Below are 15342 nucleotides of genomic sequence, written 5' to 3' on the forward strand. Positions count from 1 at the left end.
TTCCGATCAACGGTTGGCTTGCTTGTAGGCAAGCCCGGCGGCGCAGACGGCGAAGGTCAGCGCCCAGAGCAGACTGGATTCCAGCGACGCGTTCAGGGCGAAGCGCTGAAGCAGGAAAATGAATGTGGCCGCCACGGCGGAATGCATTGCGACGAAGCTCCACTTCTGCACAACACTGCTCCCTTCAGCTGGCGGCGAGAGATCACGCATCAGGTGATCTCCTTCAGCGTGGTCGGCCCACCGGTCGGCGCCGAGAACTGGCGGCCGTTCTGCGGACCGGGCTTGGGCGGATTGCCAGACGCAAAGCCGTCGAGCACCTTGCCGAAGCTTTCCTTCGTCAGATCCTCATAGGTGTCCTTGCCGATCAGCACCATCGGCGCGTTCACGCAGGCACCGAGGCACTCCACCTCTTCCCAGCTGAAATTGCCGTCCTTGGAGAGATGGAAGGGCTCGTGATGGATGCGGTGCTCGCAGACGTGGATCAGATCCTCGGCGCCGCGCAGGCGGCACGGCGTGGTGCCGCAGACCTGAACGTGGGCCTTCTTGCCGACCGGGGCCAGCTGGAACATCGTGTAGAAGGTCGCGACTTCGAGCACGCGGATATAGGGCATGTCGAGCATGTCGGCGACAGCGCGGATTGCGGCCTCCGACACCCATCCTTCGTGCTGTTCCTGAACGCGCCAGAGGATGGCGATGACGGCCGAAGCCTGGCGCCCGGCCGGATATTTCGCGATCTGCTGTTTGGCGAACGCGAGGTTTTCCTCCGTGAACGCAAAGCTCGCGGGCTGGACTTCCTTCGGTGCTAATCGGCGAACGGACATCTCTTCAATCTCTCACTGCATGCGGCGCGCGGTTTTCGCATTCAGGGCATTGATCCTGTCCTGCCAGAATGCGCTTGCGGTGCCGAAAACATTGTAGCCGACATGGGTCGAGACCTTGATGCGGTCGAGGATCGACAGCTCGGTCACCGTCTCCATACGCTTTGTGCTGGGATCGTAGACGATCAGCTTCAGCGGGGTGTGTTCGAGGATATAGCGCGAGACCGCGTGCGAACGGTCGCTGCCGTGCTCCTCGCACATGATGACGCTGTCGGCCTGGAGCAGCCGGGCGCCGCCCTTGATCGCCTCGATCTCGACGCCCTCGACGTCGAGCTTGATCAGGTACTTGCCGGTGCCTGCGATCTTGCCGTCGTCGATGAGATTATCGAGCGCAATAACCGGCACGTCCTCGCCGCCCGCCGACGCATCGCCGGCGATGCTGAAGGCCTCGTGCTTGGTGCCTGACAGACGAGCGGTGCCACGGGCCGCGCCGATCGCGCATTTCATGGTCTCGAAGCGGCTGCCGTTGATGCGGGCGTTGTTGGCGAGCTTCGGATGGTTCTGCCCCGACGGCTCGATCGCGATCGCCTTGTGCGAACCGAACGGCTTGCTCGACACCAGCACCGACCAATAGCCGTAATTCGCGCCGCAATCGAGCAGCGTATAGTCGACGTCGATGGAGTCGGCGAACAACAGCTCCAGCTCGTCCTCGTAATTGTAGGAGCGGTTGAGCAGCTTGCTCCAATAGCCGTCGCCGTAGGGAAATTCGAACACGGCGTCGGGGTTGAGCTTGATCGCGATGTTGCGCTCCGGCAGCGTCTTCCGCAGCAGGTTCGCGCAGGCGATGTAGCCCATATGCGAGAAGTGCGAGGAGATCTTCGATCCCGTCACCAGCGCCAAGGCAGCCGTCCGCTCCCACAGGTTGGCCCCTTCAAGGGCCCCCGAGGCACGGTCGAACTGGATCGGCGCCTGCGCCATCACCGATCGACCTCTCCGAACACGATGTCGAGCGAGCCGAGGATCGCCGACACGTCGGCGAGCAGATGACCGCGGCAGATGTGGTCCATGGCCTGGAGATGGGCAAAGCCGGGCGCGCGGATCTTGCACTTGTAGGGCTTGTTGGTGCCGTCCGAGATCAGAAAGACGCCGAACTCGCCCTTCGGCGCCTCGACCGCGGCGTAGACCTCGCCGGCCGGCACGTGGACGCCTTCGGTGTAAAGCTTGAAATGATGGATCAGCGCTTCCATCGAGCGCTTCATTTCGCCACGGCGCGGCGGCGCGACCTTGTTGTCCTCGACGACGACGGGGCCCTTTCCATCGGCTGCGTTCAGCTTCTGGATGCACTGCTTCATGATGCGCACGGACTGGCGCATCTCTTCCATGCGGATCAGATAGCGGTCGTAGCAGTCGCCGTTCTTGCCGATCGGGATGTCGAAATCCAGCTCGGCGTAGCATTCATAGGGCTGCGACTTGCGCAGATCCCAGGCCGCGCCCGAGCCGCGCACCATCACGCCGGAGAAGCCCCACTCCCAGGCTTCCTTCAGCGAGACCACGCCGATGTCGACGTTGCGCTGCTTGAAGATGCGGTTGGCGGTGAGCAGCCGGTCGAGATCCTCGACCACTTTCAGGAACGGATCGCACCAGGCATCGATGTCGTCGACCAGCTTCTGCGGCAGGTCCTGATGCACGCCGCCGACGCGGAAATAGGCTGCGTGCATGCGGCTGCCGGAGGCACGCTCGTAGAACACCATCAGCTTTTCGCGCTCTTCGAAACCCCACAGCGGCGGGGTCAGCGCGCCGACGTCCATCGCCTGCGTGGTGACGTTGAGCAAATGCGACAGGATGCGGCCGATCTCGCAATAGAGCACGCGGATCAGCTGCGCGCGGCGCGGCACCTCGATGCCGAGCAGCTTTTCTGCAGCCATGCAGAAGGCGTGCTCCTGGTTCATCGGCGCGACGTAGTCGAGGCGGTCGAAATAAGGGATCGCCTGCAGATAGGTCTTCTGCTCGATCAGCTTTTCGGTGCCGCGGTGAAGCAGGCCGATATGCGGGTCGACGCGGGCGACGACCTCACCATCCAATTCAAGCACAAGACGAAGAACACCGTGCGCAGCCGGATGCTGCGGTCCGAAGTTGATCGTGAAGTTGCGAAGCTGTTCGGGTTGCTCGTTCATGATCAGACCTTCGGCCCCGCTTTTTCATCGCCCGGAAGGACCGGATAGTCGGCGCCCTCCCACGGGGACAAAAAGTCGAACTTTCGGAATTCCTGGTTGAGCCTGACCGGCTCGTATACCACCCGCTTCTCCTGATCGTCGTAGCGGACCTCGAGGAAGCCGGTGGTCGGGAAATCCTTGCGCAGCGGATGACCCTCGAAGCCGTAGTCGGTCAGGAGGCGGCGCATGTCGGGATGACCGACGAAGATCACGCCGTAGAGGTCGTAGGCTTCGCGCTCGAACCAGTCGGCGCCGGGAAACACCTCGATCAGCGACGGCACCTGCGTGGTCTCGTCGGCCTGCGCCTTGAGCCGGACCCGGGCGTTCAGGGTCGGTGACAGGAAGTGATAGATCACGTCGAAGCGTTTTTCGCGCGACGGATAATCCGCGGCCGTGATGTCAGTGAAGTTGATGAAGCGGCAATTCGGGTCGTCGCGGAGGTACTTGACCACCTCGACGATCTTGCTGACCTCGACATCGACCGTGAGCTGGTTGAAGGCCACCGAATGACCGATGGCGGCGCCCGGAAGCGCGCTAACGATCGTCTGCCCCAGGGCGTCGAGCTTGGCGTCGTCCATGACGTAAAACCTTAGCGTTCGATGGTGCCGGTGCGGCGGATCTTCTTCTGCAGCAGCAGCACGCCGTAGAGCAGCGCTTCCGCCGTGGGCGGGCAGCCCGGCACGTAGATGTCGATCGGCACGATGCGGTCGCAACCGCGCACGACCGAGTAGGAATAGTGATAATAGCCGCCGCCGTTGGCGCAGGAGCCCATCGAGATGACATAACGCGGCTCGGGCATCTGGTCGTAGACCTTGCGCAGCGCAGGCGCCATCTTGTTGGTCAGGGTCCCCGCGACGATCATCACGTCCGACTGACGCGGCGAGGCGCGCGGCGCGAAGCCGAAGCGCTCGACGTCGTAACGCGGCATCGAGACCTGCATCATCTCGACCGCGCAGCAGGCGAGACCGAAGGTCATCCACATCAGCGAGCCGGTGCGCGCCCAGGTGATGAGGTCGTCGGTCGCGGCCACGAAGAAGCCCTTGTCGGACAGTTCCGAATTGACCTCGAGGAAGAACGGATCATTGGCCCCGACCGGCTTGCCGGTCGACGGGTCCAGGATGCCCTTGGGGGCCGGCGCGAGAACCGGACCGGCGGACGACGTAGGGTTCAATCCCATTCCAGTGCGCCTTTCTTCCATTCATAGGCGAACCCGACCGTCAGCACGCCAAGGAACACCACCATGGACCAGAAACCGGTCGCGCCAAGCTTGCCGAACGCCACCGCCCAGGGAAACAGGAACGCCACCTCGAGGTCGAAGATGATGAAGAGGATGGCGACCAGATAGAAGCGGACGTCGAACTTCATGCGGGCGTCGTCGAAGGCGTTGAAACCGCACTCATACGCCGACAGCTTTTCCGGGTCCGGCTGCTGGAACGCCACGATGAACGGCGCGATCAGCAGCACCAGGCCAATGAGGCCCGCTACCCCTATGAAGACGACGAGTGGAAGATAGTTCTGCAGAATGCCGCTCATTGACGAGCCCTTTTTCCCGCAGCCTCGGGACAGCCACGGATTCGTCCAGTTTGGAATTGTTCTGAGCCTTAGCGCAGTGCACCAATGGGCGCAAGACACGCTCTTTTTAGGCCCTTTGTCGCCCTCAGAACGGTGGAAATCCCGGAATCACCCCGCGGCTGGTATGGAGCAGATCGACAGCCCCAGCAAGGGCGCCTCGATCAGTCCACACCCGCTGGGCCGTGACGTCCGTTGTTGGGAAGGCTCACTTTATCTAGGCCGCGGCGCAGCAAAGTCCAGATGACGACGAGGACAGGCGCGCCCCTTATCGGGCGAGCGATCCGGGAGCCATGCATCACGGTCGGACCCGGGCCCGTCTGGCGAATGCGTCGGGCGGGCGGCGCCCGCTTCCGCCGCGGCGGAAAATCAGTGGCGAGCGCGGCGGCAACGTGGCTGGGTCGTCGCGCGCCGCGCTCGCATGAGCTTCGGGCCGGGGGGCATAGCCCGCAAGCTCATCGATCTCGTGGTGGAAGCCAGGTGACGAGCCGGTCAGGCTCTCACAATGGCCTTCCCTCGCCTGTTCTCGTCATCTGCCTCACCATTTGTAGGAGATGCTGGCGGTGACGCGCCGGCGATCGCCGTAGAAGCAGGAGGACGCCGCCGCGCAGCTCGCGACGTAGATCTTGTCGGTCAGATTGACCACGTTCAGTGCGGTGCGCCAGTTCTGCCATTCGTAGTGGAGCGCGAGATCGCCGAGCACGACCGCGGGAACCTCGAGGGTATTGGCGGTATCCGCCCACGACGAACCGACATAGCGGACACCGCCGCCGAAGCCGAACCCCGCCAGCGGCCCGTCCTTGAAGGTGTAGTCCGCCCAGCCGGACACCAGGAGCTCAGGCGTGTTTGTCGGGGTCTTGCCGACCAACGACGGATCCAGATCCCTGCTGTTGAACAAATGGTAGGCCGTGAACGAGCCGATCAGCTTCAGCTCACGCGTGGCGTTCGCCACCGCTTCGAGCTCGATGCCGCGCGATGTCACCTCGCCGGTCTGGTTCTGCAAGGTCGTGACGACGGGATCAGTGGTTGCCACGTTCTGGCGCTTCAGGTCGAACACCGAGGCGGTGAAATAGCCGTCAAATCCCCGCGGCGCGACCTTCACGCCGATTTCCGCCTGCTGGCCGGCCTCCGGCAGGAACAGCTGGTTTTGCGCGTTGAGGCCGATGATCGGGTTGTAGCTCGTGGCGTACGACACATAGGGCGCGATGCCGTTGTCGAAATTGTAGATCAGCCCGGCGCGCCCGCTGAACCTGCTGTCGTCGCGGCTGGCGAGCGTGGCGCCGGTATCACGGCCAGCCTGCGTCGTCTCGACCCAATCGTTGCGGCCGCTCAGCACCAGCGTGAAGTTGCCGAGCTTTATCTGGTCCTGAAGATAGGTGCCGGCCTGCTTCTGCGTGATCTGGAAGTTGCGGAACGGTGCGCCCGTCAACGGAATGTCAAATCCATAGGCGGGATTGAAGACGTTGATCGAAGGAACGGTGCCGAAGTTGAAGGCCTGATAGTCGTCGATCTGATAACCCTTCAAATCGACCCCGAACAGCATCGTATGCCGCACCGCGCCGGTGTTGAAGCGGTACTCAAGCTGGTTGTCGAGATTGGCCTGGTTGGCGGTGTTCTTCGCATACCAATTATAGCGACCGAGACTGGCCGTGTTGATGTCGGCCCAGTTGTTGCCGACGTAGCCGCGATAGGTCACGTCGACATGGGCAAAGCGCGCGTTCTGCCGGAACGTCAAATCGTCGGTGAGATTGCGCTCGAACTGGTAGCCCAGCATCTCCTGCTCGCGCGTGAACTTGTCGACGCTGGGATCACCGGCGAAAAAGCTGGTCGGGATCTTGCCGAACCGAGCGTTGGTCACCGTGCCCTGATAGGGCAGGAAGTTGATGCCGCGGGTTTCCTGCCGGGAAGCTGAAGCCAGCACCGTGAACGTCGTGTCGGCGTCCGGCTTCCAGGTCACCGACGGCGCGATGAAGTAATTGTTGTCCGGGGTGAAATTGACCTGCGTGGGGCCGTTCTGGACCTGGCCGACGACGCGGTAGAACAGCTTGCCGTTCTCAGAGCTCGTCGCGACCGGACCGCCGACATCGAAGCCGACATAGGCGTTGCCGAAATTGTTGACGCCGGTCTCGATGAAACGGACGGGCTCCGCGGGCGGCATCTTGCTGATGACGTTGACGATGCCGCTCGGGCTCGATCCGCCATAGAGCACGGCCGATGGACCGCGCAGCACCTCAACGCGCTCCATGTTGGGCGTCTGGAGCTTCCAGGTCGCATAGGACGTGGAGAACAGCTGCATGCCGTCGAGGAACAGTCCGACTTCGTCGGACTTGAAGCCGCGGATCAGCCACCAGTCGTTGCGCGTGTCCGCGCCGAAGGTCCCGGCGCGGACGCCGGCGGTATAGCGCAGGACCTCGTCGAGCTTGTTCGCCTTCTGGTCGCGGATCTGCTCCGCGCCAATCACCGACACCGCCTGCGGCGTCTCCATGATCGGCGTGTTGGTCTTGGTGCCGGAAGAGCTGCGGCCGGCGACGTAGCCGTGTACCGGGCCGAGCGGGGTCTCCACGAAACCGACATTGCGCTGCGGCTGCGGCTTGCTTCGGTTGGCTGCCTGCTCGGATGATTGCGGCGCGCGGCGCTGGACGGAGGGCGCCGCCCGGCGGCGCGCTTCCGGTGCGGTGACGGTTACCGACGGAATGTTCTGCGCGCCACTCTGCGCAGGAGATTGTGCAAGCGATGCCTGCGGCACCAAAACCCAAGCGGATGCGGTCGCCAATACGGCCGACCGCAGCATTCCAAGACTGTTCAACGCGCAACCCCAAAACTGCGTGTTTTGATTTGCCCATGCCGTCAGTCCCATGACGGCATGCGCTTGCGGTGACGCTTAGGGGAGCGCGCGCGAATTCCCTAATTGAAAGCCTCTTAGAAAGAGTCTTAGAAAGAGTCTTGGAAGGATTCTTGGAAAGATTCTTGGAAAGGTTCTTGGAAGCGATCCAACATGTCCCGGATTGCCGAGATGTCAGCGCGAAATCTTCTCGCTCTCGAGCAGCTCGGCGGCGATCGTCGTCAATTGATCGACCTGCTGCAGCAGCGTCTCGAACTCGGCTTCGCTCAGATGTTCGCGCAAGCGCCGATTGCGCTCCTGCGCACCGGCGACGATCGCATCATGCGCCGCAAGACCGGTTGCGGTCAGCGAGACCAGAACCTCGCGGCTGTCCTTCGGGTTCGCTGATTTCGCGATCAGCTTGCGCGAGACGAGTTCCGCAAGCGCGCGGCTGATCTGCCCCTTGTCCTGGCCGACAGCTTCCGCAAGCCGCGCCACGCTCATCGGCGGCCGCCGGCCGAGCGAGGCGACCAGGCCAAACTCGACCGAGGACAATCCGGCGAGACGCTTGTAGCGCAGGATGGCGCCGCGCTTGAGCAAATTGGCCAGCACCATCAGCCGCGACGACAGCATGACAGTGATCGGCGCCGGCGACTGACTTTCGTCCGCATCGGACGATGCGCGCCCGGCCCTGCTTGATGTCTGGCTCATGATCCACCTCTGCCAAGAAAGCCGCGGCGTGCCAAGTCTTGGTAGCGCAACCTCCCCAGCCTGATCCGAATGCGACTAAGAGGTATTTGGAAGTCGTTGACATTGTCATTGATCTAATCTTCACTTAGCACAAGGCATCAAAAAAGGCCCGGCCGGTACGGCCGACTGCGGGAGGACCAGCATGAGCATCACCCAGCGGGATCGCGATCTCGGCACGGCCTATGCGATGAAGCCGGCGCACACGCGCACCGAGCTCACCTCGGTCGTGCGCGGCACGCCGATGGGCGAACTGCTGCGACGTTACTGGCATCCGGTCGGGCTCATCAGCGATGCCACCGACACCCCGAAGAAGGTTCGCGCGCTCGGCGAGGATCTGGTGCTGTTCCGCGACAAGCACGGCCGCGCCGGCCTGCTGCACGCCCGCTGCTGCCACCGCGGCACCACGCTCTATTACGGCAAGGTCGAGGAGGACGGCATCCGCTGCTGCTATCACGGCTGGAAGTTCGACACCGAGGGCCGTTGCCTGGAGCAGCCCTGCGAGCCCGACGGCGGCCAGTTCAAGGACAAGGTGCGCCAGCCCTGGTATCCGGTCGAGGAACGCTACGGGCTGATCTTCGCCTATATGGGCCCGGCCGAGAAACGCCCGGTGCTGCCGGCCTATCAATGCCTGGAGACCATGGACGACGGCGAGTTCGTCGAAGCCGACGATTCCTCGATCGGCGGCGGCGGTCCCGCGATCATCCCCTGCAATTGGCTCCAGCATTTCGAGAATGTGGTCGATCCCTACCACGTGCCGGTGCTGCACGGCTCGTTCTCGGGTCCGCAATTCACCAACATGATGGCGTCGATGCCGGAGGTGACGTTCGACAAGACGCCGCGCGGGATCGCCGTGCGCTCGATCCGCAAGCAGGATGACGGCAAGGTGTTTTACCGCGTCACCGAGGCGGCGCTCCCTACCTTGCGCGTCGTTCCGAACCCGCGCGTGGCGCAGTTCGCCCGCGTCGAGTCGATCGGCTGGACGCTGCCGATCGACGACACCTCGTTCCGCATCTACGTCGCCGGCCGCGTCAAGAACGCCGGCGACATCGGGCGCATGCGCTCGAAATTCAACGGCAAATTCTGGTGGGACATGACCGAGGAAGAGCACCAGCAATTTCCGGGCGACTACGAAGCCCAGGTCGGCCAGGGACCGCAGACCATCCATTCCGAGGAGCATTTCGGCCAGAGCGACCGCGGCATCCTCATGATCCGACGCATGCTGAGCGAGCAGCTCGAGGCGATGGAAGCAGGCCGCGATCCGATCGGAATCTCGTTCGATGTGAGCGCGCCTCCGGTCGAATTCGAAGCGGGGAATTACATCCGCGGCGCGTGAAGCAACCAGCTCCAATCAAAGCTGGACCGGCAACGATAACAAAGACTAATTGGGGGAAGCGATGGTCGATGTGACGTCACAAATGTCGGTGCAAACGGCCGCCGCGGCAAAACCCTCGGCGCGGCGCTATTACGTGCTGGGCCTGCTCACGATCATCTACGCGCTGAACTTCCTCGATCGCACGATCTTCAACGTGCTGATCGAGCCGATCAAGAAGGAGTTCCAGCTCAGCGACACCATGATGGGCCTGCTCGCGGGCTTCGGCTTCGCCCTGTTCTATTCCTTGCTCGGCATTCCCATCGCGCGCGTCGCCGACCGGCTCAACCGGCGCAACATCGTCGCCGTCGCCTTTGCGTTCTGGAGCGCGATGACGGCGTTGTGCGGCGCCGCTTCGAGCGTCACCTCGCTGGCGCTGGCGAGGATCGGCGTCGGCATCGGCGAATCCGCAGGCTCGCCCGCCTCGCAATCGATCGTCGCTGATCTTTTCGCCAAGAACGAGCGTCCGCGCGCGCTCGGCATCTACGCCGTCGGCACCTATCTCGGCGTCTTCCTCGGCTATTTCGTCGGCGGCTACGTCAACCAGCACTATGGCTGGCGGATGGCGTTCTACGTCGCGGGCCTGCCTGGAATCCTGCTCGCTATTGTCCTGTGGCTGACGATCTCCGAGCCGAAGCGCGGCGCCATGCAGGAGAATTTCGTGCCGGAGCCGCTCGGGCCGACACTGCGCTTCCTGGCTTCGCAGCAGAGCTTCATCATCGTGCTGATCGGCTTCTGTCTCACCACTTACACGAACTACGCGACCGCGGCCTGGATCCCGCCGTTCCTGGCGCGCGTGCACCATCTGTCGAGCGCCGAGATCGGCACCTATGCCGGTACCTTCAAGGGGCTCGCCGGCATGGTCGGCACCCTGCTCGGCGGCTTCGTGGTGGCGCAGATCAGCCGCCGCGACGATCGCTGGAAGCTGTGGGCGCCTGCGATCACCTCGGGCCTTGCCGGGCCGGTGTTCGCGCTGTGCATGCTGACGCAGGACTTTGCGATGATGGTGGCCATGCTGGCGCTGACCTCGTTCCTGGTCGGCTTCCATCTCGGGCCGATCTTCGCGATCGCGCAGACGGTCGCCAAGCCGAGCATGCGGGCGCTGGCCTCCGCCCTCATCGCGCTCACCGCGACCTGCTTCGGCCAGGGCGTCGGCCCGCTCGCCGTGGGCATGGTCAACGACGCCCTGAAGGGCGCTTACGGCGCCGACGCCGTGCGCTATTCGCTGCTCTCGGCGGCGGTCACGACCATTCTGGGGGCCCTCCTGTTCGTCTGGGCGGCGCGCTCGATCCGGGACGATATCGGCCGGGCGGCCGCCTGAGGCCGGTGCAGGCCTGCAAGCCCGGCGAAACCAACCGGGCGTATTCATGAAACCATTTTGCGGAACCCGCGAAACAATCCGGAAACAGACGGTCCTTACAAAAAGAGCCATAGACGGCGGCAAAGCCCGTCGGGAGGCTCAGATGAACCACTCCATCCACTCTGCTGATCGTGCGACCCACCTGAAGATCGTGGTGGTGGCGCTGGTAGCCGGCATCACGGTGGCCGGCTTCGGGATCGCAGCCCGCACCAATGCCGATTACAGCCAGACCGCCCAATCCGCCCACGTGATCAAGGCCGGCAAGCCGGTCGTGGTCACCAGCGCCGGGACGTCGGAGATCCGCTGACAACCCTGTTCCGGGATGACCAATGGCCGCCTGCGGGCGGCCTTTTCGTTTTCCAAACAATACTTAGCCGGCGAGGCCTGGCAAAGTGCAACATCCTTGACTTCACCCAGCCCCGCCTTTAAGTCCCCCCTCGTTCCGCGCGCTTTCAGCGAACCACGCGGGAGTAGCTCAGTTGGTTAGAGCGCCGGCCTGTCACGCCGGAGGTCGCGGGTTCGAGCCCCGTCTCTCGCGCCATTTTGGCAATTCCTTCATAGCCTTAGAACAAACTTCTACACGCCTTTCGCGGCTGTGACGGCGATTGCCGGCATCCGTCGAGAATTCGCGCCATAGTCAGCCCAAGCCCGAATCGTCTAGGCCTTCCAGGACTTGGAGGGATCCCCACGCTTTTAGCGGTTTTTCCGGGGCCCCTGTGATTGAGGAGGCCAGACATGGCTAAGAAAGACTCGGCCAAGAAGGATTCGGCCAAGAAGGATTCGGCGAAGAAGTCTGCCGCTCCCGCCACCATCACGCTCAAGCACCTCGCTGCCGACATTGCGGAGAGCCAGGACCTGTCGAAGAAGCGCGCTGAGGCCGTTCTGACCGACATGGTCGACCTGATCACCAAGCACCTGAAGAAGGGCGACCGTGTCCGGATCGTCGGGCTTGGAATCCTCCAGGTCCGCAAGCGCGCCGCCCGCACCGGCCGTAATCCCGCCACCGGCGAGCCCATTCACATCAAGGCCAGCAAGAAGGTCGCTTTTCGCCCGGTGAAGGAACTGAAAGAGGCGATCTGACCCCTCACGTTTCGTTAAGCCTGATCAGCGTCCTCCGGCCTCACCGCGCCCTGCTTTTCTGGTATACCGCCCCTCTCCCCTGACCCGGCGGTTTGACCAGAAATGTCCTCCCTCACCTTTTCGCATACCGTGACCGAGCGCTTCCTGCGCTACGTCACCATCGACACCCAGTCCGATCCGGAATCCCCGAGCTCGCCCTCGACGGAGAAACAGAAGGACCTCGGCCGTGTGCTCGCCGCCGAACTGAAGGCCATGGGTGTCGAGGACGCGCATCTCGACGACTTTGGCTACGTCTACGGAACGATCCCGGCGAACACGACCAAGAAGGTGCCGGTGATCTGCTTCTGCTCGCACATGGACACTTCGCCCGACGTCACCGGCAAGAACGTCAAGCCGCAGGTCGTGAAGAACTATCGCGGCGGCGACATCACGCTGCCCGGCGACACCAGCCAGGTGATCCGCTTCGCCGAGCATCCGGCGCTGAAAAACCAGATCGGCAACGACATCATCACCACCGACGGCACCACCCTGCTCGGCGCCGACAACAAGGCCGGCGTGGCCGAGATCATGGATGCCGCGCATTTTTTCATCAACAACCCGGACGTGAAGCACGGCACCATCAAGATCCTGTTCACGCCCGACGAGGAGATCGGCCGCGGCGTCGACAATGTCGACATCAAGAAGCTCGGCGCCGAGTTCGGCTACACCATGGACGGCGAGAGCGCCGGCTGCGTCGAGGACGAGACCTTCTCGGCGGACGGCGCCACCATCACCATCAATGGCGTCAGCGCCCATCCCGGCTATGCGAAGGGCAAGATGGAGCACGCGATCAAGATCGCCGCCGCCATCGTCGAGCGCCTGCCCCGCGAAGGCTGCTCGCCCGAGACGACATCAGGCAAGCAGGGCTTTCTGCATCCAATCGGGATCGAGGGCGCGCTGGAGCAGGCGACGCTCTCCTTCATCGTGCGCGACTTCACCGAGGACGGGCTGAAGGAAAAGGAGATCCTGCTCGAGAACATCGTCAAGGACGTGATGAAGGATTTTCCGCGCTCGACCTACACATTCGAGGTGCGGGAGCAGTACCGCAACATGAAGCAGGTGATCGATCGCCACCCGCACATTCTCGAATACGCCATCGAAGCGATCCGCCGCGCCGGCCTGCGCCCGATGCGCACCGCTATCCGCGGCGGCACCGACGGCTCGCGCCTGTCCTTCATGGGCCTGCCCTGCCCCAACATCTTCGCCGGCGAGCACGCGTTTCACTCCCGGCTCGAATGGGTCAGCCGGCAGGACATGGAGAAGGCGGTCCAGACCATCGTCCACCTCGCCATGATCTGGGAGGAGAAGGCCTAGCGCCTCTCGTCAAAAGGCAATATGGCCGGGATCGCTCCCGGCCATCTTCCTGCAGGTTACGGCACCGGCATCGCGCGCGGATTGCGATGGAAGCGGTTCGAGCTTGCCATCCAGTTCGGCAGCGGCTCTCCGTCGCGGTGCCGCCCGCCGGCCACCGCCGCAGCCCAGGCCACGGCAGCGCCGATCAGGGTTGCTGCGGCAACGGAGAAGGCGACGATGATGGAATTACGCCGCGCCCGATTGATCGCTGTCCTTGAATCCGCGATCAGCGCGTCAACCCGTCGTTCCGAGTCGGGTGCCGCGAGTCCCGTCAGCGCGGCCACCTGCTGCACCAGATAGGTGCGATCATCGGTGCTGACGCCGCTGTGGCTCGATGACGTCATCAGGATGCGTCCTGCTTCGGCGCGGGCTTCCCTGAGGTCCGTGTTAGGGGGCCGCCGCGGCGCGCGAAACAGCTTGTCCAGCTCGTAGCTCAACAGAGGCTCGGCGGCGGAGGTATTGCTCGCCGAACTGCGCATCGGCGAACGATCAATCGCAGCTGCGCCGAGTATCGCGAGCAGCGCGGCACCAAGCAGCACGGCAAGCGCCCAGGACATCAGGCCATGCAGCCCGTCCCGCCGTTCGCCGTCGTCTTCGATCGTTGTGATCGCCGGGGCTGGTCGCGTTGTCCGGCCGGCGACATAGCCGCCGAAGCCGAAGCTGATAATCGCCTGGATGATCAGATACAGCCCCGACAGCAAGGCCAGGGCCGCCGATGCATCGCGCCATGTCGGCGAGGCTGAACTGACGCCCAGACCGACGGCGACTCCAAAGCCGACCAGGATGAACGACATTGCGCCGGCAGCCAAAGCGCCTGCGATGACCGAGCTCCACTGGATGGTGCGCCGGTCGTCGGCAGCGACGCCGCCGCCTTCCATGATCTCTTCCCGTATGAGAGTTTCCATCGTCATCGCCGCTCTCTCAGCGCAGGCCGAAGAACGACAGGATCGCCATGACCACCACGATCAAGCCGATGAGATAAATCAATCCGTCCATGGTCCGTCCTCCTCGATTTCTCCTCGTCGCTAATCACAACGAAGAAAGAACGTTCCAAACTGGACCGAGGCGCGGGAACGAACTGGCGCGCTGCGGATTATCTGTCCAAGTCCCAAGGATGAAGTTTGTGAGCACGAAAGCCCCAGCCGGTCAGTCCTGGCTGGGGCTTTCTTTTGGGCGGCGGTTCCTGTCCTATGTTAACGACGCCGGCTCTCCGATCATCAAGGATGCGATCGGGGCGGAACCTCCGGATCGGGAGAGCGGCGTGGATCGCAGAACCGCGTGCCTTCATCAGGCAGATGCATTCCGGGAAAAGGCAATCGCCGATCCCGAGCACCACGACCAGTGGATTGATGAAGCCATCAAATGGCTGGAACGCGCCATGGAAGCCGGCTGTCGCGCCGTCGTGACGGTCGAAGCCGGCGATTTGCCGAATGCAGCAAGCGGAGCGTCAGCCGATGCCCAGTTGAGCCTGATCACGCGCCAATAAGAAGCGCTGTCGTCTTCGCCATCGCTGCGGCGATTGTTCCAGGGGCGTAACAATGTTGCGGGTCGACACTGTTCCCGCCCCCATGCTAGGCCGGACACAGACCGCAACCAGAGTGAAATCGTGCTCGCGAACCGCCAGCCCTCAGGATCATGCCGACCGCGCAACTGGCGCGGGCTGCTGTCTGTGCTGATCGCGGTTGTCTACCTGCTCGCGGGAGTGCTGCATGGCCCGCACGACATCGACGTCACCACGCCCGGTGGCGGCTCGGAGATCAGCGCCGTCCTTGATGGCTCCGCAGATCACAACGACCACAAGGCCATCGGCGGGCATCATTGCCATGGCTGCTTCTCGGTGACGGTGGCGCAGCCGGCGCCACCGGCCGCATCGATCGGGCTCGTGTCCGCATCGCGCCCGCAACGCGCATCCCGGCTCGCCGGCATTAATCTCGATACCGACTCCCCGCCTCCCAAACATATGGCCTGAA

General features: G+C 63.4%; 17 protein-coding genes and 1 tRNA gene. 8 read left to right on the forward strand and 10 right to left on the reverse strand.

Going from position 1 to position 15342, the window contains the following annotated elements:
• Positions 1-6: 6 nt before the first annotated feature.
• The 9 genes from AC0L3U_RS23825 to AC0L3U_RS23865 all read right to left on the reverse strand — a co-directional run bounded on the left by AC0L3U_RS23825 (position 7) and on the right by AC0L3U_RS23865 (position 8132).
• The gene (locus tag AC0L3U_RS23825) at positions 7-210 is read right to left on the reverse strand and encodes a hypothetical protein (protein WP_473363432.1); all 204 of its coding nucleotides are present in this window, start codon (positions 208-210) and stop codon (positions 7-9) included.
• Entirely contained in the window at positions 210-821 is a 612-nt protein-coding gene (gene nuoE / locus AC0L3U_RS23830) for an NADH-quinone oxidoreductase subunit NuoE (protein WP_354164101.1), read from the reverse strand. The genes AC0L3U_RS23825 and nuoE overlap by 1 nt, the downstream gene beginning before the upstream one ends.
• Before the next feature lie 12 nt (positions 822-833).
• Complete coding sequence (locus tag AC0L3U_RS23835; protein WP_473363433.1) at positions 834-1796, reverse strand: FkbM family methyltransferase; 963 nt, start codon at positions 1794-1796, stop codon at positions 834-836.
• Positions 1796-2992: an NADH-quinone oxidoreductase subunit D gene (locus AC0L3U_RS23840; RefSeq protein ID WP_247356280.1), complete on the reverse strand. Its 1197-nt coding sequence runs from the start codon at positions 2990-2992 to the stop codon at positions 1796-1798. Before AC0L3U_RS23840 ends, AC0L3U_RS23835 begins: the two co-directional genes overlap by 1 nt.
• Positions 2993-2994: 2 nt before the next feature.
• On the reverse strand, positions 2995-3609 hold the full coding sequence (locus AC0L3U_RS23845) for an NADH-quinone oxidoreductase subunit C (RefSeq protein ID WP_007603539.1): 615 nt from the start codon (positions 3607-3609) through the stop codon (positions 2995-2997).
• An 11-nt stretch (positions 3610-3620) separates the two neighbouring features.
• On the reverse strand, positions 3621-4208 hold the full coding sequence (locus tag AC0L3U_RS23850; protein WP_199198582.1) for a NuoB/complex I 20 kDa subunit family protein: 588 nt from the start codon (positions 4206-4208) through the stop codon (positions 3621-3623).
• Entirely contained in the window at positions 4199-4564 is a 366-nt protein-coding gene (locus AC0L3U_RS23855; protein ID WP_007603535.1) for an NADH-quinone oxidoreductase subunit A, read from the reverse strand. The genes AC0L3U_RS23850 and AC0L3U_RS23855 overlap by 10 nt, the downstream gene beginning before the upstream one ends.
• A gap of 574 nt (positions 4565-5138) precedes the next feature.
• Entirely contained in the window at positions 5139-7391 is a 2253-nt protein-coding gene (locus tag AC0L3U_RS23860) for a TonB-dependent siderophore receptor (RefSeq protein WP_473363453.1), read from the reverse strand.
• Between the two features lie 225 nt (positions 7392-7616).
• Entirely contained in the window at positions 7617-8132 is a 516-nt protein-coding gene (locus AC0L3U_RS23865) for a MarR family winged helix-turn-helix transcriptional regulator (protein WP_473363434.1), read from the reverse strand.
• A 181-nt stretch (positions 8133-8313) separates the two neighbouring features.
• Here AC0L3U_RS23865 and AC0L3U_RS23870 point away from each other — a divergent pair, with 181 nt between their 5' ends.
• From AC0L3U_RS23870 to pepT, 6 genes are all read left to right on the forward strand, one after another.
• Complete coding sequence (locus AC0L3U_RS23870) at positions 8314-9504, forward strand: Rieske 2Fe-2S domain-containing protein (protein WP_473363435.1); 1191 nt, start codon at positions 8314-8316, stop codon at positions 9502-9504.
• Between the two features lie 61 nt (positions 9505-9565).
• Positions 9566-10861, forward strand: coding sequence for a spinster family MFS transporter (locus tag AC0L3U_RS23875; protein WP_473363436.1), 1296 nt, complete (start codon positions 9566-9568; stop codon positions 10859-10861).
• A 142-nt stretch (positions 10862-11003) separates the two neighbouring features.
• Positions 11004-11207 carry a hypothetical protein gene (locus tag AC0L3U_RS23880; RefSeq protein ID WP_026232877.1) on the forward strand — a complete coding sequence of 68 codons (204 nt, stop codon included), beginning with the start codon at positions 11004-11006 and terminating at the stop codon, positions 11205-11207.
• A 157-nt stretch (positions 11208-11364) separates the two neighbouring features.
• Positions 11365-11441, forward strand: a tRNA-Asp gene (locus tag AC0L3U_RS23885).
• Positions 11442-11635: 194 nt separating this feature from the next.
• Entirely contained in the window at positions 11636-11980 is a 345-nt protein-coding gene (locus tag AC0L3U_RS23890; RefSeq protein WP_473363437.1) for an HU family DNA-binding protein, read from the forward strand.
• Positions 11981-12082: 102 nt separating this feature from the next.
• Positions 12083-13333, forward strand: a complete 1251-nt coding sequence (pepT, locus tag AC0L3U_RS23895; protein ID WP_473363438.1) for a peptidase T — start codon at positions 12083-12085, stop codon at positions 13331-13333.
• Positions 13334-13389: 56 nt separating this feature from the next.
• Here pepT and AC0L3U_RS23900 read toward each other — a convergent pair whose 3' ends face one another.
• Positions 13390-14283 (reverse strand): hypothetical protein, encoded by an 894-nt coding sequence (locus AC0L3U_RS23900; protein ID WP_473289359.1) that lies wholly within the window; start codon positions 14281-14283, stop codon positions 13390-13392.
• Positions 14284-14495: 212 nt separating this feature from the next.
• Between AC0L3U_RS23900 and AC0L3U_RS23905 the strand changes: the two genes are divergently transcribed.
• Positions 14496-14858, forward strand: a complete 363-nt coding sequence (locus AC0L3U_RS23905; protein WP_473363439.1) for a hypothetical protein — start codon at positions 14496-14498, stop codon at positions 14856-14858.
• 120 nt (positions 14859-14978) lie between these two features.
• Positions 14979-15341 (forward strand): hypothetical protein, encoded by a 363-nt coding sequence (locus AC0L3U_RS23910; protein WP_473363440.1) that lies wholly within the window; start codon positions 14979-14981, stop codon positions 15339-15341.
• The last annotated feature ends 1 nt before the right edge of the window (position 15342 follow it).

This window comes from Bradyrhizobium sp. Kon69 (assembly GCF_055807515.1).